Genomic DNA, 22902 nt, shown 5'->3' with positions numbered 1-22902 from the left:
CTCTCACTTCCTTTTAATATTCTTCAGAAGAATCTTAGATGTATATGCAATTATTAATATAAAAATTAAACACAGTACTGAAGCTGCACTCGCATAGCTTAGTCTTGGTGCACCGAAACTACTTGAAAATGCTGTCCTGTAAATATAGGTCGATAACATATCAGTTGAGAAATATGGACCACCAGAGGTTAGAGTCTGAATTATATCAAAAACCTTTAGTGAATTTAAGAAAGTAATCATTGTAACAAATAATGCAACTGGCTTAATTATTGGAAAAATGATATGGATAAACATTGCTCTTCCTGTTGCTCCATCTAAATTAGCTGCATCAATTATTGATGTAGAAACTAATTTAAAACTCGCCATCCAATAAATAAAAAGCGTTCCTGTCTCCTTCCATATAGATACAAGAATAATCATTATAAAAGTCCATACAGGGTCCGCTAACCAATTAATTTCTCCCATTCCTATCTTTTTAAAGAACATATTCAAAACCCCATTATAACTAAAAATCGCCTTCATTATAATTCCAATTGTTGCAGAAGTGGCAACTATAGGCATTATAAAAACTAATCGGATTATTTTTTTAAATTTAAACGAGTTAAATTCAACAAAATATGCTATAGAAAACGAAATAAAGACTTGAAAAAGTGTTCCAAAAATCGCAAATAAAATACTGTTTTTAAATGCATTCCAAAAAAGTCCATCAAATATTATTTCTTTATAATTTTCTAAGCCAATAAAATTAGCCCATTTAGTAATTCCATTCCAATTTAGAAAAGAATAAATTACATTTAAAATAATGGGATATAATTGAAATACTACATAAACAATTAATAACGGTAATAAAAATATAGGAATTATAGACCTTTTATTTTTCTTTAACATTACTTACCTCACAGTACATGGCATCAAATAAACTTTTGATGCCATACTTCTTTCTATAAACTCTATAAAATGAAACCTGTGTAATTTTTTGCCACCTCAATTACTCTATAGACATCTAAATTATTTTGTATATATGGTTCATTTCTTCTAATGAAATCTAATAAGTCTCTCCACTGTCTTTGTCCTAGCTCATTATTTCCTTCACAAAGTAGTTGTAAAGCTTTTGAAAGTTTACAAACATACTCTCTATGAAAACCTAACTGTCTCCATTGTTCTTTCTGGAGTCCACTTACAGCTTCAGTGTTTTTTTCTATTTCTGATAGAAATTCATTAGCTAAATTATTAGATATTTTATATTTAATTGAGAGTTCTGTATTAAGTCTATCTCCAATTGCATTGAAATAATCACATGATGAATATTCTGATAGCTTCTCCAAATAGTCACATACTTGAATCCATTCTTCCCCATACATAGCTTCAAAATACTCTTCTTTTAAATCCTCATAAGATAATTTGTTATTCCAAAGCATTTTCCCCATTACATAATTCGGGAAATTATGTGGAAATCCAGCTCTTAATTCTTGACAACTGATATAGCCATTTAGATCTAACTTATCTAGAAATTGAATATCTCTATAAATTATTTTACTAATTTTCATATAACCTAAATCACCATAATGAGCACGTCCTAGCGGATAATCATAAACAAAGCTGTCTCCAGAAAACGTTTTTTTCCAACTGAATAAATATGATAGATTTTCTTCTAAAGAATTGGGAAGAACTATTTTATTTCTTTGATATTCTTTTGGTTCTGGAACCCCTTTTTCATAATCTACATCTGCATAACTTTTTTCAAAAGTTCTTGTAATTGGTGCAAACATCATTGTAAATCTATCAGGATTATTTATTTTTTCTTTACATGGTGCAAATAATAATTCATGATATAATAGAAAACATATTTTTGTCTCAAGTCCTTCTTTATTTAACGCATTATCTAATTCATTTAAGATACGCACATATTGATCAGAAGGTATCTCTTTCTGACATTTTTCACACTCACAAATATTATTTCGTGCATCAGATAACCATACATGAAGATAGTCAACATCTTTTCTCTCTTTTGCATAATCGACAATTAACTGTACCATCTTACTAGAAACCTCAGGATTAGAAAAATCCAAACTAGTCAATATAGGGGCAGTTCCGAACAATTCCCTCTTTCCATTTAGTTCTGCTACCAATGGTTTCTTCTCTTCAGGTAGTGTTAAACCAGATTCCCATCCATATTTTGACGAATAACCTAATACTTCACCTGTCCATCCATGTCCAACTCTATGATGTACAATACCTCTCTTAGAAATCTCTTCATCAATTAAATCACTCATTTTTTGTGATATATCTGTATTAAATTCATCATTTTCTAAGTACGGATTAAATTCATGTTCATACCATCTTTTAAAGAATGAATATGGATTTTCAAATTGAATGAAGAAGCTATTCAAACCAATCTTAGGTAACCAATCAACAAAATTTTTAACATTTTCAAAAGAATCAGCGCCCTCAATACAAATACCTCTATGTTTAAAACTAGCCTGTTCTGAAATAGTAATTTTTTTGCTAATAAAATCCTCAATGTCTCTTTTTACTGTGTACTCGTTTTCTCTTCCTGGACGTAAATATCTTACACCAAATTCTGAAAAGAAACGATAAATACCAATAAGCAGACCAGATCGTGTATTTGATTGAATTTTTCCTTTACCTTCTAATAATTTTATTTCAATTAAGTCATTCTTGTTGATGTCTAAATCAGGAATAATCTGTAAAATAATATCAGCTTCACTTTCCTTTTCAGTTTCTTTAATATTTATAGAAAATATTTTTTCAAAATAATACTTCATTTCTCCTTTACAAAATTCAGCAAAACTTTTTTCTAAATCAAAGCTTATTTTTAAATTCATAATATTCACCTCTTAATTATTTTTCTTTTCAATAGCTAAATTCCTTTTATCTGCAGATTTAAAGAATGGATAATAAATAAGGAATGAAACTGCTACTAAAACCACCTGCAGTGCTGCACCCTGCCAGCTTCCTCCTGTAGCAAGGAATCCTCCAATAATAGGTGGTGTTGTCCAAGGTAATGTTACACCAGTCGTAAGGGGGACAAGTCCACTTACCATTGCAAAATACGTAATAATTGCATTTACTACAGGTGTTAAAACAAACGGTATTATCATAATTGGATTAAGTACTGTTGGGAAACTAAATAAAATTGCTGTATTTATATTAAATAAAGCTGGAATGCCTGAAATCTTTCCAAGTGTACGATACTCATTGCTCTTACTAAAAAATATTAGACATAGTGCTAATCCAATAGTTGCACCGCCTCCACCAATATATACAAATAAATCCATAAAAGGAGCTGTAATTATATGAGGCAAAACTTCTCCAGCAGCTTGAGCCAATCTGTTTTCATCTGTATATTGAAGCCATATTGGATTCATAACAGATCCAACAACTTGTCCACCATTAACACCACAGAACCAGAAAATAGAATTTAGAAGAACTGCTATAAATGTGCCTGGCAATGTACCTCCAATAAGGCCTAAAGGTTTGCCAATAACAAATGCAAGAACATTATTTAAACTACCTAACTCCAATACATCTAACACTTTTAGAACTATTGAAAAGAATAAAATTATTACAGTTCCAGGAATTAGCGCCGAAAACGATTTACTTACTACCTCAGGAACACTTTCTGGCATTTTAATTGTAATATTTTTTTGAATAAACCATCGATAAATTTCAGCAGAAATAATAGCTACAACGATTGCAGCAAATAGGCCCTTTCCCCCTAACATTCCATATGGAATTCCAGCAGCGTTATTAGCATCGGTTATTGTTGGTGTAACTAATAGAAAACTACTTAAAGCCAACACGCCTGCAGAAGGTCCATCTGTATTATAGGATTCAGCTAAACGATAAGCAATTCCAAAACTTGTTACTAGTGCAATAAGACCAAATGTATTGTTAACCATTGTATTTAATAAAACATCTAATTGCCAATGTGTCTTTAACCAATTTGTCCACGAATCAATTGGAAAACTAGCAATTAAAACAAATATAGATCCAATTAATACCAATGGCATTGCCATCATAATTCCTTCACGTAATGCTTTTAAATGTCGTTGATTTCCAAGCTTTTCTCCTAATGGTGCCAGTCTTTTTTCTAAGAATTCAAAAAAAACTTTCATTTCTCTATCTCCTTTTTATTTATAATTTATAAATAAATATTATCACGTAATCGTTTAATTGTAAATATTAAATTTATAATTTATTAATATTAAAAGCTTTAAATCAATCAAAAAATAGAGTAAAATAGTCTATGTATTATAAACGGAGGTATTTATAATGTATAATAAAAAAAATTTAGATGCTTTTAACTTAAATATGAGCACGGTACTAGAGTTTATTTATAGGAATCCACAGACTTCTCGTATTGAGATAGCACACTCGACTGGTATTACACCTGCGACTATTACTAGTATTGTAGGTGAATTATTAGACAAAAACCTTATAATTGAAACTGGTGCAGAAGTACAAGGAGCACTGGGCTCTGGTAGAAAAAGAAAAGTTCTAATACTAAACCCTTCAGCTGGATTCTTTTTGGGCATTGAATTTAATATGAAAGGCCTTTTTCTTTCAGTTACAGATGCCTGCGGAAATGTAGTCTATAATCTAAAAAAAGAATTAAACGATTTTAATGTAACGCATATAAATCAATTAATTATAGATATGATTAATACTGCCTGTGAAACATTAGATACTTCTAAGCTAATAGGAGCTGGCATTGCAATTCCAGGGCACTTTGATTCAATAAATAAATCCATTATATCTAACAATAAAATGTGGAAAGATTTTTCTTTATCAAAAATAAATAAAAACTTTAATTTTCCAATTATTGCAGAAAACAATATTGAATGTATGGCTTTAGGTGAATATCTTTTTAATCCATTAAAAACACCAGAAAAATTTTTATTTTTGCATGTTGGTCATGGCCTATTTTGTTCTTTCTTTAATTCGAATCATATTGGATTCAAATCTAACTTTTATTTAGGTGAAATAGGTCATACAGTAGTAGATATTAATGGGCCTAAATGCGAATGTGGAAAAAATGGTTGTTTACAAACATACATATCTGAATCATGGTTAATAAAAAATGCTAAATATCTTTTTGAAAATTCAACTAATACAGTTCTTCACTCACTAGTTGAAACATCTGATGAAATAAATATTAAAACCATTATAGATGCATATAAGCTTAATGATCCCTATTTCAAAGAACGTATTGTATTAGGAATTAAACTTCTTGGTACATCAATAGCAAATACTCTAATCATGCAAGATGCAGATAAAATATACTTAAATAGTGAGTTATTCACAAATGATGAATTTAGAACATTTATTTTAGAAATTATAGAAAATCAATTAATGTTTATTCCCACTAAAAGAAATGTGGATATTGAAATTGAAAACTTCAATTATAATAGAGGGGCTACTGGTGCATGTGCATTAGCTTGCCTATCATTTGTTATAAAAAACACTGGCTATTTGCAGGAATAAATGTGTTCAAAATATTGACCTAGGTTCACTTTATAAGTAAATATAGAATTAATAAGTAAATATATATTCCTAAGAATATATATTTACTTATTCGCTTATTCTTATATTTACTAAACCTTTACAGCCTTTTTTAAGTAATCCTTTAAATAATTTTTACCTTCATCAGGTACCATCATCGCAGTTAACAGCACCCCTCTCTTCTCAAGCTGTAGGAAATTTCCAAGCTCATCATTAGTTATACTAACTGATCTTTTTATTTGAATAGTATCCTTTCGTGACGCCATATTTCCAACATTCACTTCTTTTATATCCAATCCTAAATCCATTAAATCCAATATATCTTTGGGATTCTTAACAATTATCATTACTCTTTGTCCTAAATATTTCTCATTTAAAATATTTTTTACTGCTGTTTCTTTACCCAATATAGACGTTCTTATATTGGCTGGAGCCACCATTCTTAGAAATGTTTTTTGAAGCTCATCATTAGCTACTTCATCATTTATTACCATTACTCTTGATATTTGCAATGAATTACTCCAAAATGCTACAACTTGACCATGTAGTAATCTATCATCTATTCTTATATGAACTATACCCTTCATAATTTTCATCTCCTTTATACGGCTATATTTGAATACATAAAATTATATAAGTTCTAAAGAAATTAAATAATAATTTCCTGTTTAAAATAATACTTTAAAATTATAATATATTTTTTTTCGATTTAAAGCAAAAGGAAATTAGCATGAAATTTATTTGATTTATGCTAATCTCCTTTCTTTAGTTTATTTTATAATGAATCTTTAAGATATACTTTAGGAGCTCCAGGTGTCATTATTGCTGTCACTTCTACTCCTCTTTCTATAAGTTCTTTAAATGCTTCTTTTTCTTCCTTAGTAACACTAATTGTAGTTTTTATAACTTCTGTATTTGATTTTGCTGACATATTTCCTACATTTATTTCTTTTATATCTAACCCATTATTAAGTAAATATAATATATCTAATGGCGATTTAACAACAATAAATACTTTCTGTCCTTTATACTTGCCAGATGATATATTTTTTACTGCTGTTTCTCTAGTAATAATAGATGTACTTACATTAGGTGGCGCTGCCATCCTAAGTAATGATTTTTGCATATCATTATTTGCTACTTCATCATTTATAACCATTATGCGTGTAGCCCCTAATTCATTTGTCCACATTGTAGCTACTTGACCATGGATAAGACGGTCATCTATTCTTATATGTGTAATTCCTTCCATAACTAATCAACTCCTATTTTAATATTTTTAATACATATGCAAGTACTGCAATTACCATAACTAATAGTATTAAATAAACTGGTTTTACTTTTTTACCTAAAAGATAGTAAACTAAAAACACAAGCGCTGCTGGGATTATTCCTGGCATAATTTGATTTAAAATATCTTGTCCTTTCATTGTTACATCACCTTGGGCAAATTCGAAAGCTATATTTGCTTTAATAACTGATGGAATTAAGGCCCCTACAACCATTAAACCTAGTATTGCAACACATTCTGAAATTGTTTTTAACTTTTTACCTAAAGAATTTACTAAACTTGTACCTGACTTATATCCCATTTCAAAAAGAGGAAAACTTAACATTTTTAATGTAATTCCAACTGCAAGCCATAGAACTATTCCAATAGCACTGCCTTGAAGAGCCATATTGGCAGCAATTGCTCCAAATATTGTCCAAGGTATAACAACAAACATACTATCACCAAGCCCAGCAAGTGGTCCCATAAGTCCTGTCTTTAGAGATGCTATTGCTTCAGCTGCATTATTTTTTTCTTTTTCTTCAATACCTATGTTTACTCCTAATACATATGGAGCTATCCATGGATTTGTATTGAAGAACTGTAAATGATTTTTTACTGCTGTTTGTAGACCATCTGGATCACCTTTATGAATGAATTTTAGGAAAGGCATAATAGCATAACAATAAGCAAGTGCCTGCATTTTTTCATAGTTTGATGATACACTACTTGTAAATATCCATCTCCATAAAACTTTATAACGTGTTTTTTTATCTAAAACTGTTTCTTGTTGTTTTACTTCATTATTCATCTTCATCCATACCTCCTACAGTTTGAGTTTGAGCTTCTAATTGAGTGCTCTTTTTATAGTTAAGTAATGCTATTGCTGCTCCTAATAGAGCTACTCCTAATATTGGTATATTTAAATAGACAGCAAGAACAAAACCTATAATAAGATAACTAATATAACTTTTTACTGGTAGATAACGTAATAGTAATCCAATACCTACAGCTGGAAGTAATCCTCCCGCTACTGATAATCCACCTATTAGCCATTCTGGAGTATAATTTAAAATAGTGTTTACAAGATCTGGTCCAAATACTACAGCTAAGAATACTGGTATTCCTGTAGTTAACATTGTTACAGCCACGCCTACCATCTGCATTAACTGAATTTTATTATATTCTCTTGACTCTGCATATTTTTCTGCTTTGTGTTGCAAGAATATACCAAATGTATTTCTTAATACATCTAATTGAACCATGAATAATGCTACTGGAATGCCTATAGTAATTCCAACTTCTGGCTTTTGACCAGTAGATATAGTTATAAATGTACCAACAATAGTTGCTGTTTGATAGTCAGGAACTGATGCTCCACCAAAATTACTAATACCAAGTGACATTAATTGTAATGTTCCACCAACATATAATCCAGTTTTAACATCACCTAATATCAATCCAACCACAAAACCACACATTACAGGTTGATATGTTCCAAACATTGTACTGTTTTTTTCATAGTTAATAAATAGGCCGTATAAAATAACCAGTGCCATTTGCCAAAATTGTAATTCCATTAATTTCTTCCTCCTTTTTATTCATCATCTTCATTCATATTATTTAAATTAAATTTTTCACTAAATATAACTGGCTTATTAGCTTCTATAATTGAAGGCAATGCTTCTTTTAGTGTCATATCCTTTTGTTTAAGTACGGCTTCCAATATTCCAGGCATATTCACACCTGCAATTATTTCATATGAATTCGTAAACTTTTCAATTTTAGATGAGAATACATTAAATGGACTCCCATAAAATAAATCTGTGAAAATAAGCACCTCATCTGCTCCAATTTCTTCAATTACATTATCTGCCTTTTTTTCAAATTCTGATATGCCTTTGTCATCTAAGCATATAGAATATACTTCCTTATCTTCACCAACAAAAAGGCTAAGCGTGTCATTTATACTTTGTGCTAAATTTCCATGTGTAGCAATAATAATCTTATACATTTCTATTCTCCTCTCACTATGTCCTTAAACATAGGAAGCTTAACTGCTTCATTGTTTAGTTTATAAAATACTGGAATGGAATCAATATCAGCATCAATCGTATAGTAATTGCCTCCGCTGTATTGTTTACCTGTATTTGCATCTATCCAATTTTCTCCTGTTGGAAGGTAAACTTCTCTTTCTCTTTCTTTGTAATTTATAATTGGAGCAACTAGAATATCTGGTCCAAACATAAATGTATTTTCTATATTCCAAGCTGTTTTATCATTAGGGAAATCATAGAATAATGGTCTCATTATTGGAGTTCCCTTTTCATGTGCTTCTTTCATTAACTCCTTAATATAAGGTTTTAAAGCTTCACGAATTCTAATATATTTTGTAAATATTTTTTCATTTTCTTCTCCATAAGACCAAATTTCATTTGGAGCTCCACTTGAACATTGTCCTCCACTGTCTGTACCTAAAGGCTCTGAGTGTGGTTGCCTATCACCATGCATTCTTAGCACTGGAGTAAATGTTCCATATTGGAACCAACGTATCATTAATTCTCTAAATTCTTCATCATCAGGATTTCCACCATGGAAACCTCCTATATCAGTAGTCCACCAAGGTATTCCCGCTATTCCCATATTTAATCCGCTATTTACTTGATTTCTAAATGCTTTAAAGCTTGAATCAATATCACCAGACCATGCAAGTGCACCATATCTTTGGCTTCCAGCCCATGCACATCTTACTAAGCTGACTATATTTTCTTCACCCTCTTCTTTTAATCCATCATAGACCATCTTTGTATATTCTAATGGATATAAGTTAGCAACTTGAAGACTTGGTCCATTATAATATCTATAATTATCAAAATCATATACCATGTATCCTGGTTCAGCTACATCTAACCAAAATAGCTTGAATCCCTTACTTACATAGCTTTCTTTAAGCTTACTCCAAACGTATTTTTGCGCATTTGGATTTGTTGTATCAATAAATACTGTATTTCCAAGCTGTTGCATTGTCATTTTTACGCCTCTATCAACATGGATCAAATATCCATTTTCTAAGAATTCTTGATATGTCTTAGCGTTTGTTGAAACTGTTGGCCATACAGAAATCATTGCTTTTATTCCCATTTCATCAAGTTCTTTAATCATTTTAGCTGGATCTGGCCAATATCTTTCATCAAAATCAAAATGTCCTTGCTCTGTCCAATGGAAAAAGTCAATTACTATAACAGATGGTGTTATGCCCTTTTCCTTATATCTCCTAGCAACTTCCATAACTTCATCTTGTGTTTGATATCTCATCTTACTTTGCCATAATCCTAATGCATAATCTGGCATCATAGGTACTTTACCTGCTACCTCTGCATATTTTTCTTCGATCTCAGCTGGTGTATCCCCTGCTGTAATCCAATAATCTAAAACCTTTGTTGAATATAACTGCCACTCTGTGATATTTTTAGCAAAGTTGACCTTTCCAACACCTGGATTATTCCATAAGAAACCATATCCTTTACTTGAAATATAAAATGGAACAGATGACTGTGAGTTTCTTTGTGCTAATTCTATGGAACAATTCTTTAGATTTAAAAATGTTTGTTGATATTGTCCCATACCGAATATTTTTTCCTCTGGATCAGATTCAAATCTAACTGTAAGATTATAATCGCCTCCAAGTATTGGCTTAAATTCACGTGGATTTAATTTTAAAGTTGATGAAAATGCTTTTATAGTTTTTACATTAACATCTTCATTTCCAGTATCATTTAAAACCGCTCTTTGACGTATATATTCTTCAAGAATAACTTCATCCTTTTGATTTCTAAATATTATTGTTCCTCTTGATGTAAATGTTGCTGATATATTACCATTTTTTATTGAAGCCTCATTATTTTTTATTTCAATTTTTAAGTTATCGTTTTCTTTTTCTTGTCTATCAAGTAATGCCCATTTATTATCAGGCATTTCTGGTAATAATGTTGCTCTAACTCTAAGACTATTATCTCCCCATGGCTCTATCCATACGGTTTCATTATCAAACTTTCTAATCAGTCTATCTCTTTCTTTTAAAAACATAAACTCATTCCTTTCTTAATTTATTTCTATAATAATTTCTGCATATGTTTCTTTGATACTTTTATATAAAGCAAGAAGCGTGCCACATTTGTGTAACGCTTCTTTAAATAATTCAGATTTTATATTCTATTTTTTATAATGCCCACTATTACTGCTGTTTCATAAGATGGAACTTTTATTGAATATTCTTTTAACTCATTGTCTAATATATTCTGTACTAACTCTAAATCCTTTGTGTCACAATTTATATGTATTTCATCATCATCATCAAGCTTTGTGTCCCTGTTTAATACTACCCTTTCTATCATTATTGCCGTATGAATAAATAATGTTAACCTTAAGTCACTATTTAATTTAACTTCTAATTCGATTTCCAGTATATTGATTATTCTTTCTACATCATTTATTACTCTTTCTGGATTTAGTATAATCATTCTACTTATAATATTCTGAAGGGATAGTAGCTTTATTAAGTCCTTAATTAAAACATCTGCACTTCTGCTTTTTACAATCTTACTAAATACTTTTCTAAGTCTTTCTTCACCATCTTTTCTAAAACAGTCGCTTAATAAAATCACATCAAATCCTTTTATCTTTAAGTCTAGTGTACTTATTATTAATTCAACTTCATAATCATCAAATACCACATCACTTAATCCATTATTTTTTAACTTAAAGTAATCGTAGGCCAATACTTCTATATTTTCATCATCTATACAACTCTTTATTATGTCTTTTATTTTAGTTGCTACTCCAATACCAGTAGCACAACATGTAATAATAGCTTTTTTCTTCTCTTTGCTCTCAAAATACTTATAGCTTATTTTTGTATCTCTTACTGCTGTATCTATTATCTCTTTTATACTCTTTTCTTTAATTATCATATCTCCAACACTTAAAGCAAGCTGAGTAGTTATATTATTGATAACAGCAACTTCACCTTCCATAATATCTTTTATACTTGGATATATTTCAAACAGAGAACCCATATCCACTAAAAATATAGTTCCTTTACTCTTTGAAAAATTCTTAATGTAATTCTTTATTATTCCTGTTACTTCCTCAGGATTCATATCTATTGGCATATCAAATGGTTCAAATATAAAGTCTCCAAGAAGTTTATTCACTACGCTTGCTATGCTGCTTGCAGTTGAATCACCATGGGCAACTATTATACCATTTGTATCATTTATATCATTACTTTTTGTAAGCATATAAATAAATAGTGTAATATACAACTCACCATTTATCCCAAGATTAAATTCTTTATTTTCTTCTATATATTTCAGTATTTTTACTGCAATATAGTTATATTTAAAATTCTTATTCTTCAGTATATTAATTATGTCTTTCTGCATATTAATTATTTCTGGATTATTAAGTTCTTTAGCATTTTCAAATAATAATAATGCCGATGTAATTATTCTAGAACTATTATTGTAATATTTTATTCCATAGTTACTTTCTAATTTACTTATTGCTTTTTCTACTACATTTAAAGATAATTTGAAATTGATACTATCACTCTCATGAACATCATTAGATATTATCGCTTCATTAATTGTATTCAGCTTGGTCACTAATATTTTTCTATATTCATCAAATTTTATTAAGTTCTCATTATACTTTTCTGTAATTTCATAAATTTCTTCTATCATATTTATATATTGTTCAATTATTATAGTAGTCTCTTTTTTACATACTATATCAAATATTTTTTCTCCATACTTTATATGAAAATTTGTATCAAAATACACCTTTTTTATCTTATCAGTATTAATAAATGACTCTGGTAAATTATCTAGCTTAATAACTATTTCACCTGAAACACTATTTCTAAAGCTACTTGCGCAGCTATATTTAATAGCATTTTTAAGAGCACCTACATTACCAACCTTATTCATGAATAATAAATTATTCATAACTTCACTATCCACAAAAATATCATTCTTTAATATATCACTTTCATCTTTGTAGAATCTATATATAAGCTCTACCCTTTCATCAATTGGCCTTTCATCAATGTTAGGTAAGTTAGTTATGATAGGTATTCTTCTTATGAATGTATCTATTAAAAATTCATCTAGTTTTTCTGTAGTTGCGCATATTAACCTTACATTTACTTTTCTTGGATTACCACTTTCCCCTATTCTCTCAAAAACTCCTTTATCCAATAATAAAAATAGTTTTTCTTGACCTTCTGGTGATAGCCTATGCACTTCATCAAGAAATAAATAACCGTTTTCAGATTCGTCAATTACACCAGTTGATTCTTTATCAGCTCCAGTAAAAGCTCCCTTAACATAACCAAATAACTTTGATGATAATAGCTCTTTATTATCTGAATACTCTGCACAGTTAAAAGTTATAAATTTTGCATCTTCCTTTATTACCTTTTTCTCTTTAGCATATTCATAAATCAGCTTTGCCATAAAACTCTTTCCAACACCACTACTTCCTGTCAAAAGAATAGGTAGTCCATTCCCAGGATATAATGTCGCAGATTTGCACTCCTTAATAGCATTAGCTAAGCTACCGTTTGCCCCTATAACCTTACTAAAAATATCATCTTCTTGATTTAATTGTTCATTATTGAATTGATCAATTACTTCCTTATATAAAAAATATACAGGCCTAGTCTTTGTTTTAATTACTAGTCCATCATCAACCATCCTATTTAAATAATGACTTATTACATTTCTCTTTATTCCAAGAACCTCACTAATATCTTGTGCTGTTATCCCTTGTTCCCCTTTCTTTAAAGCATTACTACTTAGTGTAGCTATAACCATTTTTATCTTTTCTTCGTTTTTCAAGTAAATCACCTCACATTTTACTTGTTCTATATCACTATTATATATTTATTCCATAATATTTTAAATATCGACTTTGTTTTCGTTTTCACAAATTCGTGTATTTAATTTTATCTAAATATTCTTGTATTCCCATGTTCTCAAGCCAAAAGATCAACTCTTGCATCTACTATAAATCGTTTATTCAAAAAATACATGTGAGTCAAGTTTACTATATATATATTTTTATCTATTTTTATATTTCTATATTCTTCTATTCTCAAAAATATATATTTCTTATCGTATATTAAAATTGCATTATTACTATAAAAATAATGACATATAAATATTGTATTTATAAAGGAGAATCTTATGAGTTATAAAAAATCTGAGCCACTAGATAATATTGATGTTATAGATGAGTTTGATACATTCACTTTTGCTGAGGGAGATGAAGCAGTAATTCCTGTTGGTAAATGTATTGCAGAATTCAATTTTGATGATATCAATAAATCTTCTAATACTTGTACAACTTATAATAATGAATATTCAACTTCCTCTCAATCTCATGTTGATAAAATTTTAAGCAGCTATAACTCTTTAGATAATTTAAATATTCCTGTATGTCATGGCTCAATCCCATCAATTAATGATGAAGTTCCAGATATTAAGCGATGTTATGTTCTTCGTTCTTCTACAGTAAGAAAAATTAATGAAATAAAAAATAATCATTCAAGCCTTAATGTATGTGTGAGCACAATAGTCGATTTAGCAGTAAATCATTATTATGATTGTATAAAAAACAATAACTAGTTTAGCGCTTTATATGAAATTTAATAACAAAAAAGGCTATAGTCTAAACTACAGCCTTATAACAATCTAAAATTATCTTCTATTTTGTTCTTTCTTAGCTCTTCTACAAGATACACATCTTGTTGGCTCATTTTCAAATCCTTTTTCTTTGTAGAATTCTTGTTCTCCTACTGAAAATATGAATTCACTTCCGCAATCTCTGCATGTTAATGTCTTATCTGTCATAAATATTCCTCCTAAATTTAAAGCTCTCTATTTGATGATAATACTTTCTAAATTTATGAGAAATTATTTATCCAAACGAAACTTAAATTATCTTAATTATTTTTATTAGCTTTTTGCTACTCATTTATAATAACATAGTTTTTAATATAATGCAACTATTTTGTTTAAATATATCAAAAAATCAAATTATTTGTCATTATTAAATGAATAAATAGATTTATCTAGCATTGATATATTGTATACTTCATTCTCTAAAGAGTATCTTTATAAATAATTATTACACTGCCATTTCTAAAAGCTATTTCAAAGGACATAGCCTGCCCATATGTTAGGCTTATTTAAATAATTTATTTTAAAGCCTATTTTGTTTATATTACCATTTACATTGTCGTATATATTCATTGAAAGGAGTGATTAATAATGGAAATCAATGAGCTTATAAGTCTTATTGGAAATGTTGGCTTTCCTGTCGCAGTAAGCAGTTATCTGCTCATAAGACTTGAAAAGCAAATTAATACCTTAACAGCTTCAATTAGTAAATTGAACACCATAATTTCTACAAAGCTTGGAGTCGTTATAGAATATGATGAAAAATAAATATGTTCTTTGATTAGAATATTTATAAAACATTGTGAAAAATTTTTTTAAGCTTCGTATATCTTAATTGAAGCACACAAATAAAGGAGGTTTTAAAATGGCTGTGAACAAAATTGTAAACTCAACAAATATGGCAATAGAAATTCAAACTTCTGTTGATAAAGCAGGAGATCCAGTTTTCACTAAGAAAACTTTTTCCAATGTCAGAAACAATGCTGATGCTCAAGCTATATATGATGTAGCTGAAGCAATAAAAGGCGTCTTATCACCTACTACAAGGGGAACTTTACTAAATGTTTCTTCTGACTTAGTAAATAATTAATATTATCTTTGCATTTTTATTACCTTTTGAGAGTCCCTGAGGCTCCTTGAAGATAATAAACAAATTAAAAGAAAGGAGTAATTTAATTATGGAGTACATCTTAACTATGATCTTCACAACTGAAGGTGGCAAAACAAGCACCTTCAGCATAAATGGTGTAAAACAGACTCTTGATAAAGATCAAATTTTAGCTCTTATGGACCTAATCATTGAGAAAGACATCTTCTTAATGGATAGTGGTGCTTTAGTTGGCAGAAGCACAGCTAAAATCACTGAAAGAAAAGTTACTAAATTTGATGTAGCTTAATATTATATAAAGGACTATACATAATGATTACATATCATTTGTATAGTCCTTTTTCTCATAATTATTTAATTATATATGTTTTGATTAAGAATTTACATTAGAGTATTTTATTAATATCAAATACTTTAACAATGTTAACCAAAACATTAGTTATAGGTTTTAATGTAGAAACTTTATTAAAACTTATATATAAATATTTCAATTAAAAATCATATTAATTAGCTGCCACAGTTCCTTTTATATCTTTGATTTTAACACTTTTTTTCTCTCTGACGCTATAAATTAATAAGTAAGCAAATACAACTGCAATTATAAGAAGAATTGTACCAGCAAACGCAGTATACTGAGTTCCCGCATATTCAACCACTTGTCCACCAGCAAAAGATCCTAATGAAATTCCAAAGTTAGCAAATACCGAATTTAATGAGGAAGCTAATGTTAGAGATTGAGGATAATCATCTGTTGCTACATTCATAAAATGCATTTGAATAGGTGCATTTGTAAGATACATCATTACGCATAATACAAAAATCAAAGGTATGCAGATCATCGCATTATTAACTGAAAATGGTAATATTGTTAATAAGGCTGTGTGTATAATATATATAACTGGCATCTTATTTATTCCATGCTTGCCCGCAATAGCTCCTGATGCTAAATTACTAATAATCGCTGCAACTCCAAAGAATAAAAGTATAATACTAACATATCCTGTAGGTATTAATAATTTATCTTCTAATATTGGCGTTAAATAAGTATAAAATGAATATGTCCCCGCTAGACTAAAAAGAGGAAGTCCAACTCCAAATAATATTCTTCTATCTTTTAGCAAAGATAGCTGTGATATTAAACTAGTAACTTCTGTAGGCTTAGCAGGTGGCAGTAATCTCCACATTGCTATTGTTATAATTATAGCCACTATAGTTATAGCAAGGAAAGATGCTCTCCATCCAAGCATATTAGTTATAAATTTTCCTATTGGCACTCCAATTACTGAAGCTATACTAAATCCAGAAAATATCCAAGATAAAACTTTAGCTTTATTTTCTTGTGGAACAAATTCATTTGCATATGCTAATGATAAAGAAATCAATGTTCCTGAAGCTAATGCAGTAATTATTCTTGATCCTAAAAGTACACCATATGAATAAGATACTGCATTTAAAAGATTTCCAATAACAAAAACTACAGAGATTAATAAAATAAAATAATAGCGATTATATTTTCCAGCAAATGTTGTTATAATTGGTGTCCCTATTGCATATACAAGTGCAAATAAAGTAACAAGTCCTCCAGCTTTCGATATAGAAATTTGAAGGCTTTCCGAAATTTCTGGAAGAATTCCTATCATTATAAATTCACTGGTTCCTAAAATAAAACTTAAGCTAACAAGAGTAATAACTGCTAGCATATAGGAAGTTTTCTTTTCCTTCATCAATATTCCTCACCTTTCTGTTCAAAAATAAAAAAATCGCCAAGGCGACTATGATATAGTCTTCTATAAAAATGCAAATCCAATAGAATACAATAGCTTTTATAAAACGTAATCCTTTAAGCCGTCGATTTTTTTCAGCGCACTCTGGATTTTCTGAGCTTGCCGAAAAAAAGGCCGAGCGCATATAATTTATTTTTTATTCTTTAGGAACTATGCATTAGTCTATTGCAATATTTTTTTAAATAACTTATCCACAGGTTGTCCAATAATATAATTTCCTAAAGAATAAAAAAACTTATAAGGGGAGTGGAATCTAATTTTATTTCAGTCCCACACCGATTATAAGTATAATATTATTATATTGTCTAATATATAAATATTATAGGTTTTTTTATAACAATATTATGATAACATTTCCTTAATGGAATTTTTACTCTAATTATTGAATATGTATCACTTAGATAATATTTCTTTTTTATATTGAGAAGGAGTTTTTCCCATAATCTTACGAAATGATTCTGTAAAATAACTAGCACCTGTAAATCCAACCATTTGTGCTATTTCAGTTACAGAGTATTTATCAGATGCTATTAAAGGCAAACTCCTTGATATTCTATATGACATTATATATTCCATGGGAGTTTGATGAAGTATTTTCTTAAATAATTTGCACATTTCACTTTTACTTAAAGAACAAGCTGCTGCAATGTTATCTAATGTTATTTTTTCATTATATGAAGTCTGAATGAATAACAATGCATTTTTCATTCTTGTGACTTCTCTAGACTCTGATTGCATATAAACTTTATTCTTCATTGTATTTTCATACAGTATATGCCATATTGAAAGTATATCTCTAAGCATGTCCAACTCATAGCATTCAGACTTCATATTGTACAGCATAGATAAATTTACTAATAAATCTATAATTCTTTTTTGCCATTCAATATCCATACATAAAGGTTGAGCTGCAAGCTCTGCACACGATAAAATTGGATTAATATATTTTTCATAAATGATTCCACCGGTTATTCCACCTATCAATGATGAATCAACAAGGATTGCTTTATAATGACAATCTTCCTCACTAATTTTATTAGATCCATGAAGAACATTTGCATTTACAAAAATCCCTTCACCTTTTTTAATTATATAATGTGATTCATTTACTTGATAATCCATTTCACCTTGAGTAATAAACATGAACTCTAATTCTGGATGCCAATGACAACCTACAGAGTCATGTACAAAATCTGAAAGCTTATCATAATAAACTTTAAGCGGAAACTTACCATTTAAGTTTTCGTCTAGCTGTCTTTTATTTTTATCTGTCTTGATTATCTTTTTCTCCATTTCAGAATCCTCCTTAATGCATAAATTTTAGATTTTATTTTACTTTTATTTATATATTACATATTAATTTCATATAAAACCAGATATTATTAGTTAATAATTTTACCTTAACATCAATATCACACAGAATATACTATTATTATAGATATTCATTTTCACTTTTAATTTATATGTTATAACCTATTACATGTTATAATTAATATAAGAATTATAATATTTCTGAAAGGATTTTAACAATGGAAAAGGAAGAGTTGAAGGAAAATATCACACATGGTACTGTGAACTTTCCATTAGCCAATTATAAATGGAATTCAGATAAACAATTTATCGTTAACCTACACTGGCATGATGAAACCGAGTTAATTTTCTTCAAAAAAGGTTCATTTACTGTAACATCAAATATGAAGGAATATAAAATTACAGAACCTACATTTATGTTTATAAATTCTGGTGATATTCATTCAATTGTAAGTGATGGTGGATGTAATGAATCTGCTGTGGTATTTGATTTAAAAATGCTCAGCTTTGAATACTTTGATGCTATACAATACAAAATTATCAGACCTCTTATTGAAGGAAAAATTCAATTTCCACCTTTTATATTAGAAGATAATCCTATATGGAAACCTGTTAAAAAATTATATGAAAAGATTATTAAGGAATCGGATAATGATGAATTAAGTTCTTATATGAAGGTGAAATCATATTTATATCAGCTTATAGCATGCCTTTATGAAAATGACAGTTTTTTAAATGCTGATAACACAGAAGAAAGTGATACATATAAGCTGGAAAACATAAAAATAGTTCTTACTTTTATTCGTAAAAATTACAGTCAAAGAATTTCCTTAGACGAAATTGCAGGTCTTGTAGGCATGAACACGCAATACTTCTGTAGATATTTTAAAAAACTTATAGGAAAAACACTTACTGAATATATAAATGAAATCCGAATAGAAAAAGCTGCTGAGTGTCTTATAAAAACAGATACAAAAATTATAGATATAGCAATATGTTGTGGTTATGACAATATTGGATATTTTATTAAAAGATTTAAAGAGCAAAAAAATGTTTCTCCATCAGAGTATAGAAAAGATCATAGAAATCAAATTTAGAAAATAAATCTGACAAAAATTAATTAAGCTTTTGTCAGGTTTATTTTTTTATTGTATTTTATACTATTTCTTTAAAAATATAGATAAAAATAAGAAGTCAAAATAGTGTAACTTTTTATGCGGAATTATATAAGTAATTCTCCCATTAAAAATATATAATACAGTTATATTAAAAAGATAAGAAATACATTTTTTAATTTGTAGCTAACATATATGATTTTAATTTAAACAGGAGGATTTTTTATGAAAAAACAATGGTGGCATGATAAAGTAGCTTATCAAATATATCCAAAAAGTTTTAATGATACAAATAATGATGGTATCGGTGATATTCGTGGAATTATAGAAAAATTAGACTATTTAAAAGAATTGGGCATAGATATAATCTGGATTTCACCTATGTACAAATCTCCATTCGTAGACCAAGGCTATGATATATCAGATTATTACAGTATTGCACCGGAATTTGGGACAATGGAAGACTTTGATGAATTGCTTGAAGAAGCTAAAAAGAGAGAAATGCATATTGTAATGGATCTTGTAATAAATCACTGTTCTGACAAACATGAATGGTTCCAAAAAGCATTGGCTGATCCTGATGGCGAATATGCTGATTATTTCTATTTTAGAGAAGGTAAAAATAGAAATCCCCCAAGCAATTACCGTTCTTACTTTGGTGGAAGTGCCTGGGAGCCAGTGCCTGGAACAAATAAATATTATCTACATGCATTTGCTAAGGAACAACCCGATCTTAATTGGGAAAATCCTAAAGTTAAAGACGAGTTATTCAAAATGATAAATTGGTGGCTTGATAAGGGGCTTGCTGGATTCCGTATTGATGCTATTATAAATATCAAAAAAGATTTAGACTTTCCAAGTTTTGAGCCAGATGGACCAGATGGACTTGCTAGCATAACAAAAATGGTTGAAGAAGTTGATGGTGTTGGTGAATTGCTTGAAGAAATGAAACGTAAAACCTTTGATAAATATGATGCCTTCACAGTTGCTGAAGTCTTCAATATGCATGAAGATGAGCTTCCTGAATTTATTGGTGATAATGGTCATTTCTCAACAATGTTTGATTTCTCTGCACATTGTGTTGCAGAAGGAGAACATGGATGGTATGACTCAAAACCTTTTGAATTCACTGCTTGGAGAAATGCCATCTTTGACTCTCAAATGAAATGTAAAAAAGTTGGCTTTTTAGCTAATATTATTGAGAACCATGATGAGCCAAGAGGTGCATCTCGTTATCTTCCAGACTATGCTTCAAATGATGCTGGAGTAAAGATGCTTGCAACTACAAATATCCTACTTAGAGGCTTACCATTTATATATCAAGGACAAGAAATAGGAATGAGAAATTGTCCTATGGACAGCTTTGATGAATATGATGATCTTGAATCAAAGAATCAATACCAAGTATCAATAGATGCAGGCTTAAGTAGTGAGGAAGCACTAAAAATATGTTGTGATCGTAGCAGAGATAATGCTAGAACTCCAATGCAATGGTCAGATAGTAAAAATGCTGGTTTCTCTGAAGGAACACCATGGATTAAAGTCAATCCAAACTATAAAGAAATCAATGTTGAATCACAAATAAATAATGAAGATTCAATACTTAAATATTACAGAAAATTAGTTGCTCTTAGAAAGTCTAAAGAATATAACGAAATATTCACTTATGGTGATTTTGAGCCAGCATATTTAGATAAGAATAAAATCTTTGCATTCTACAGAGAATTAGATAATATGAAGATTTTAGTTGCAGCTAATTTTGGTGAAACTGACACTACTTTAGAGTTAGAAAGAGACAATAATAAAATTTTATTATCTAACATGAATCCTAGATTATCAGCTGATCATGAACTTAACCTAAAATCATGTGAAGTAGTAATTCTTTTAATGAATAAATAACTTTAATATCAATTATTTAATAACGGCTAATAGTAATTTTCATATAAATTTGATTCACTCATCTAAATTTTTATACAAAATGAAATATAGATTAGTGAATTACCCCTATATAATTAAATAAACTAACGCTATAAAATACCTTTACCATAAATTTTATAAATATATTTTAATTCATTAATCTATTTCTAAATTGAAATAGATTAATGAATTAGTACTTTACACGATAATTTAATATTAATTGAGTATATTAAAAAGAGAATAATAAAAGGAGTATAATAATATGAATCAAAAAGAAAGAATGTTAGCAGGTCTGCCATATAAGGCTTGGCTTGATGGCCTTAGTGAAGAAAGATTAGATTTAAGACTTAAAATTCATAAATTCAATTCATGTTCACCTGATAAAAAAGATGAAATGAAAGCAATGATTAAAGATATCGTAGGCAAATGTGGAAAAGATATATTTATCGAACCTCCATTTCATTGCGACTACGGAAAAAATATAGAAGTTGGCGAAAACTTTTATGCAAATTTCAATTGCGTAATACTTGATGTAGGCAAAGTTAAAATAGGTACTAATGTTATGTTTGCACCAAATGTATCTATTTATACAGCTGGCCATCCAATCCATCCTGAGTCAAGAAATTCTGGCTATGAGTATGGAATAGGCATAACAATTGGAGATAACGTATGGGTTGGAGGAAGTGTTGTTATAAATCCCGGCGTGCATATTGGTAATAATGTTGTTATAGGTTCTGGAAGTGTTGTTACTAAAGACATACCTGATAATGTAATTGCAGTAGGAAATCCATGTAGAATCATACGTGAAATAACAGAAGATGATAGAAAATATTACTTCAAAGATAGAGAATTTGATGTTAATGACTATTAATGTATTGCATTTTTCGATTATCAATAATTAATAATCAATTATAGTTTCAATTACCTTATGATCTCTTAAATTATATGAAAAATAAACTATAAATAACATATATGGTAATGATTAATAACATACTTGCTCATGAACATGAGACTGTCGCATTAAGAAATGTAATCACTATGAATATATTATTGAAATTTAAATGTTCAATAATCCATAGTATTATTTAATCTTTTGCAACAGTCTCTTGTATTTTTTATAATAAAA

At 29.1% G+C, this 22902-nt stretch carries 21 protein-coding genes; 8 read left to right on the top strand and 13 right to left on the bottom strand.

Annotated features, from left to right (window positions below):
* Positions 1-3: 3 nt before the first annotated feature.
* From BN2920_RS01635 to celB, 3 genes are all read right to left on the bottom strand, one after another.
* Positions 4-888: a carbohydrate ABC transporter permease gene (locus BN2920_RS01635; protein WP_058293318.1), complete on the bottom strand. Its 885-nt coding sequence runs from the start codon at positions 886-888 to the stop codon at positions 4-6.
* A gap of 62 nt (positions 889-950) precedes the next feature.
* A complete protein-coding gene (locus tag BN2920_RS01630) occupies positions 951-2846 on the bottom strand; it encodes a DUF4838 domain-containing protein (RefSeq protein ID WP_058293317.1) in 1896 nt (631 codons plus the stop codon).
* Between the two features lie 12 nt (positions 2847-2858).
* Entirely contained in the window at positions 2859-4139 is a 1281-nt protein-coding gene (celB, locus tag BN2920_RS01625) for a PTS cellobiose transporter subunit IIC (RefSeq protein WP_058293316.1), read from the bottom strand.
* 157 nt (positions 4140-4296) lie between these two features.
* Between celB and BN2920_RS01620 the strand changes: the two genes are divergently transcribed.
* Positions 4297-5508 (top strand): ROK family transcriptional regulator, encoded by a 1212-nt coding sequence (locus BN2920_RS01620; RefSeq protein ID WP_058293315.1) that lies wholly within the window; start codon positions 4297-4299, stop codon positions 5506-5508.
* A gap of 110 nt (positions 5509-5618) precedes the next feature.
* Here the strand turns inward: BN2920_RS01620 and BN2920_RS01615 are convergent, their stop codons facing one another.
* The 7 genes from BN2920_RS01615 to BN2920_RS01585 all read right to left on the bottom strand — a co-directional run bounded on the left by BN2920_RS01615 (position 5619) and on the right by BN2920_RS01585 (position 13707).
* Positions 5619-6113 carry a PTS sugar transporter subunit IIB gene (locus BN2920_RS01615; protein WP_058293314.1) on the bottom strand — a complete coding sequence of 165 codons (495 nt, stop codon included), beginning with the start codon at positions 6111-6113 and terminating at the stop codon, positions 5619-5621.
* Between the two features lie 188 nt (positions 6114-6301).
* A complete protein-coding gene (locus BN2920_RS01610; protein WP_058293313.1) occupies positions 6302-6778 on the bottom strand; it encodes a PTS sugar transporter subunit IIB in 477 nt (158 codons plus the stop codon).
* Between the two features lie 13 nt (positions 6779-6791).
* Positions 6792-7607, bottom strand: coding sequence for a PTS system mannose/fructose/sorbose family transporter subunit IID (locus tag BN2920_RS01605; protein WP_058293368.1), 816 nt, complete (start codon positions 7605-7607; stop codon positions 6792-6794).
* Positions 7600-8376 carry a PTS mannose/fructose/sorbose/N-acetylgalactosamine transporter subunit IIC gene (locus BN2920_RS01600; RefSeq protein WP_058293312.1) on the bottom strand — a complete coding sequence of 259 codons (777 nt, stop codon included), beginning with the start codon at positions 8374-8376 and terminating at the stop codon, positions 7600-7602. Before BN2920_RS01600 ends, BN2920_RS01605 begins: the two co-directional genes overlap by 8 nt.
* Before the next feature lie 17 nt (positions 8377-8393).
* Positions 8394-8810, bottom strand: coding sequence for a PTS sugar transporter subunit IIA (locus tag BN2920_RS01595; protein WP_058293311.1), 417 nt, complete (start codon positions 8808-8810; stop codon positions 8394-8396).
* Positions 8811-8812: 2 nt separating this feature from the next.
* Positions 8813-10882 carry a glycoside hydrolase family 31 protein gene (locus BN2920_RS01590; RefSeq protein WP_058293310.1) on the bottom strand — a complete coding sequence of 690 codons (2070 nt, stop codon included), beginning with the start codon at positions 10880-10882 and terminating at the stop codon, positions 8813-8815.
* 119 nt (positions 10883-11001) lie between these two features.
* Positions 11002-13707: a sigma 54-interacting transcriptional regulator gene (locus BN2920_RS01585; protein ID WP_242868282.1), complete on the bottom strand. Its 2706-nt coding sequence runs from the start codon at positions 13705-13707 to the stop codon at positions 11002-11004.
* Between the two features lie 339 nt (positions 13708-14046).
* Here BN2920_RS01585 and BN2920_RS01580 point away from each other — a divergent pair, with 339 nt between their 5' ends.
* Positions 14047-14487, top strand: a complete 441-nt coding sequence (locus tag BN2920_RS01580) for a hypothetical protein (protein WP_058293308.1) — start codon at positions 14047-14049, stop codon at positions 14485-14487.
* A 72-nt stretch (positions 14488-14559) separates the two neighbouring features.
* Here BN2920_RS01580 and BN2920_RS01575 read toward each other — a convergent pair whose 3' ends face one another.
* Positions 14560-14712 carry a zinc-ribbon domain-containing protein gene (locus BN2920_RS01575; protein ID WP_058293307.1) on the bottom strand — a complete coding sequence of 51 codons (153 nt, stop codon included), beginning with the start codon at positions 14710-14712 and terminating at the stop codon, positions 14560-14562.
* A gap of 420 nt (positions 14713-15132) precedes the next feature.
* On the opposite strand from BN2920_RS01575, the gene BN2920_RS20840 reads away from it, so the two are divergent.
* From BN2920_RS20840 to BN2920_RS01565, 3 genes are all read left to right on the top strand, one after another.
* Positions 15133-15309, top strand: a complete 177-nt coding sequence (locus BN2920_RS20840) for a YvrJ family protein (protein ID WP_083498684.1) — start codon at positions 15133-15135, stop codon at positions 15307-15309.
* A 97-nt stretch (positions 15310-15406) separates the two neighbouring features.
* A complete protein-coding gene (locus BN2920_RS01570; RefSeq protein WP_058293306.1) occupies positions 15407-15631 on the top strand; it encodes a DUF1659 domain-containing protein in 225 nt (74 codons plus the stop codon).
* A gap of 88 nt (positions 15632-15719) precedes the next feature.
* Positions 15720-15938, top strand: coding sequence for a DUF2922 domain-containing protein (locus BN2920_RS01565; RefSeq protein WP_058293305.1), 219 nt, complete (start codon positions 15720-15722; stop codon positions 15936-15938).
* Between the two features lie 214 nt (positions 15939-16152).
* Here the strand turns inward: BN2920_RS01565 and BN2920_RS01560 are convergent, their stop codons facing one another.
* Positions 16153-17373: an MFS transporter gene (locus BN2920_RS01560; protein ID WP_058293304.1), complete on the bottom strand. Its 1221-nt coding sequence runs from the start codon at positions 17371-17373 to the stop codon at positions 16153-16155.
* 453 nt (positions 17374-17826) lie between these two features.
* Entirely contained in the window at positions 17827-18726 is a 900-nt protein-coding gene (locus BN2920_RS01555; RefSeq protein WP_058293303.1) for an AraC family transcriptional regulator, read from the bottom strand.
* Positions 18727-18962: 236 nt separating this feature from the next.
* On the opposite strand from BN2920_RS01555, the gene BN2920_RS01550 reads away from it, so the two are divergent.
* From BN2920_RS01550 to BN2920_RS01540, 3 genes are all read left to right on the top strand, one after another.
* Positions 18963-19841 (top strand): AraC family transcriptional regulator, encoded by an 879-nt coding sequence (locus BN2920_RS01550; RefSeq protein ID WP_058293302.1) that lies wholly within the window; start codon positions 18963-18965, stop codon positions 19839-19841.
* Positions 19842-20084: 243 nt separating this feature from the next.
* Positions 20085-21758 carry a glycoside hydrolase family 13 protein gene (locus BN2920_RS01545; RefSeq protein WP_058293301.1) on the top strand — a complete coding sequence of 558 codons (1674 nt, stop codon included), beginning with the start codon at positions 20085-20087 and terminating at the stop codon, positions 21756-21758.
* A 280-nt stretch (positions 21759-22038) separates the two neighbouring features.
* Positions 22039-22647: a sugar O-acetyltransferase gene (locus tag BN2920_RS01540; RefSeq protein ID WP_058293300.1), complete on the top strand. Its 609-nt coding sequence runs from the start codon at positions 22039-22041 to the stop codon at positions 22645-22647.
* The last annotated feature ends 255 nt before the right edge of the window (positions 22648-22902 follow it).

Source organism: Clostridium neonatale (assembly GCF_001458595.1).
Classification (GTDB): Bacteria; Bacillota; Clostridia; order Clostridiales; family Clostridiaceae; genus Clostridium; species Clostridium neonatale.
This window is presented reverse-complemented; position numbering and strand designations above follow the sequence as displayed.

Coding starts and splice junctions, on each gene's coding strand:
- BN2920_RS01630 (WP_058293317.1), bottom strand. CDS start 2,846: ATGAATTTAAAAATAAGCTTTGATTTAGAAAAAAGTTTTGCTGAATTT.
- BN2920_RS20840 (WP_083498684.1), top strand. CDS start 15,133: ATGGAAATCAATGAGCTTATAAGTCTTATTGGAAATGTTGGCTTTCCT.
- BN2920_RS01615 (WP_058293314.1), bottom strand. CDS start 6,113: ATGAAGGGTATAGTTCATATAAGAATAGATGATAGATTACTACATGGT.
- BN2920_RS01600 (WP_058293312.1), bottom strand. CDS start 8,376: ATGGAATTACAATTTTGGCAAATGGCACTGGTTATTTTATACGGCCTA.
- BN2920_RS01545 (WP_058293301.1), top strand. CDS start 20,085: ATGAAAAAACAATGGTGGCATGATAAAGTAGCTTATCAAATATATCCA.
- BN2920_RS01570 (WP_058293306.1), top strand. CDS start 15,407: ATGGCTGTGAACAAAATTGTAAACTCAACAAATATGGCAATAGAAATT.
- BN2920_RS01575 (WP_058293307.1), bottom strand. CDS start 14,712: ATGACAGATAAGACATTAACATGCAGAGATTGCGGAAGTGAATTCATA.
- BN2920_RS01595 (WP_058293311.1), bottom strand. CDS start 8,810: ATGTATAAGATTATTATTGCTACACATGGAAATTTAGCACAAAGTATA.
- BN2920_RS01610 (WP_058293313.1), bottom strand. CDS start 6,778: ATGGAAGGAATTACACATATAAGAATAGATGACCGTCTTATCCATGGT.
- BN2920_RS01560 (WP_058293304.1), bottom strand. CDS start 17,373: ATGAAGGAAAAGAAAACTTCCTATATGCTAGCAGTTATTACTCTTGTT.
- BN2920_RS01605 (WP_058293368.1), bottom strand. CDS start 7,607: ATGAATAATGAAGTAAAACAACAAGAAACAGTTTTAGATAAAAAAACA.
- celB (WP_058293316.1), bottom strand. CDS start 4,139: ATGAAAGTTTTTTTTGAATTCTTAGAAAAAAGACTGGCACCATTAGGA.
- BN2920_RS01540 (WP_058293300.1), top strand. CDS start 22,039: ATGAATCAAAAAGAAAGAATGTTAGCAGGTCTGCCATATAAGGCTTGG.
- BN2920_RS01555 (WP_058293303.1), bottom strand. CDS start 18,726: ATGGAGAAAAAGATAATCAAGACAGATAAAAATAAAAGACAGCTAGAC.
- BN2920_RS01565 (WP_058293305.1), top strand. CDS start 15,720: ATGGAGTACATCTTAACTATGATCTTCACAACTGAAGGTGGCAAAACA.
- BN2920_RS01580 (WP_058293308.1), top strand. CDS start 14,047: ATGAGTTATAAAAAATCTGAGCCACTAGATAATATTGATGTTATAGAT.
- BN2920_RS01550 (WP_058293302.1), top strand. CDS start 18,963: ATGGAAAAGGAAGAGTTGAAGGAAAATATCACACATGGTACTGTGAAC.
- BN2920_RS01590 (WP_058293310.1), bottom strand. CDS start 10,882: ATGTTTTTAAAAGAAAGAGATAGACTGATTAGAAAGTTTGATAATGAA.
- BN2920_RS01620 (WP_058293315.1), top strand. CDS start 4,297: ATGTATAATAAAAAAAATTTAGATGCTTTTAACTTAAATATGAGCACG.
- BN2920_RS01635 (WP_058293318.1), bottom strand. CDS start 888: ATGTTAAAGAAAAATAAAAGGTCTATAATTCCTATATTTTTATTACCG.